At 70.0% G+C, this 1,117-nt stretch carries 1 protein-coding gene; it reads right to left on the bottom strand.

Features of this window, described 5'->3' with window-relative positions:
- On the bottom strand, positions 1-1,115 hold a 1,115-nt coding region (locus AB0K17_RS30715; protein ID WP_365985012.1), incomplete at its 3' end, for a malic enzyme-like NAD(P)-binding protein.
- Positions 1,116-1,117: the final 2 nt, after the last annotated feature.

The following is a 1,117-nucleotide window of genomic DNA, read 5'->3' as shown; positions in this document are numbered from 1 at the left end:
TCGGGGTCGGGGTTGGCCAGCGCGAAGACGATGGCGCCGTCGGCCATGGCGGCGACGTCGTCGCCGTCGAGGACGTTGGGGGCGGAGACGCCGATGAAGACGTCGGCTCCCTGGACGGCCTGCTTGAGGGTGCCGGTGATGCCCTCGGGGTTGGTGTTGTCCGCGATCCACCGCAGTGCCGAGTGGGGGTCGGCGCCGACGAGGTCGGGGCGGTCGGCGTGGACGACGCCGTGGATGTCGGCGACGACGGCGTGGCGGACGCCGGCGGCGATCAGCAGCTTCAAAATCGCCGTTCCGGCGGCGCCTGCGCCGGACATGACGACGCGTACGTCGCCCATGTTCTTGCCGACGACGCGCAGGGCGTTGGTGAGGGCGGCGAGGACGACGATGGCGGTGCCGTGCTGGTCGTCGTGGAAGACGGGGATGTCGAGGGCTTCGCGCAGGCGGGCTTCGATCTCGAAGCAGCGGGGGGCGGAGATGTCCTCGAGGTTGATGCCGGCGAAGCCGGGGGCGATGGCCTTGACGATCTCGACGATGGCGTCGGTGTCCTGGGTGTCGAGGCAGATGGGCCAGGCGTCGATGCCGGCGAAGCGCTTGAAGAGGGCGGCCTTGCCTTCCATGACGGGCAGGGCGGCCTTGGGGCCGATGTTGCCCAGGCCCAGGACGGCGGAGCCGTCGGTGACCACGGCGACGCTGTTGCGTTTGATGGTCAGGCGGCGGGCGTCCTCGGGGTTCTCGGCGATGGCCATGCACACGCGGGCGACGCCGGGGGTGTAGACCATGGAGAGGTCGTCGCGGTTGCGGATGGGGTGCTTGGAGGCCATCTCGATCTTGCCGCCGAGGTGCATCAGGAAGGTGCGGTCGGAGACCTTGCCCAGGACCACGCCCTCGATGCCGCGGAGCTTTTCGACGATTTCCGCGGCGTGCTCGGTGGAGGTGGTGGCCATGGTGACGTCGATGCGGAGCTTCTCGTGGCCGGAGGCGGTCACGTCCAGGCCGGTGACGGACCCGCCCGAGGACTCCACGGCCGTGGTCAGCTCGCTGACCGCGGTCCCGCTCGCAGGAACCTCCAGCCGGACCGTCATCGAGTACGAGACGCTAGGCGCCGTTGCCATGG

Source organism: Streptomyces sp. NPDC049585 (genome assembly GCF_040675615.1).
GTDB lineage: Bacteria > Actinomycetota > Actinomycetes > Streptomycetales > Streptomycetaceae > Streptomyces > Streptomyces luteosporeus.
This window is presented reverse-complemented; position numbering and strand designations above follow the sequence as displayed.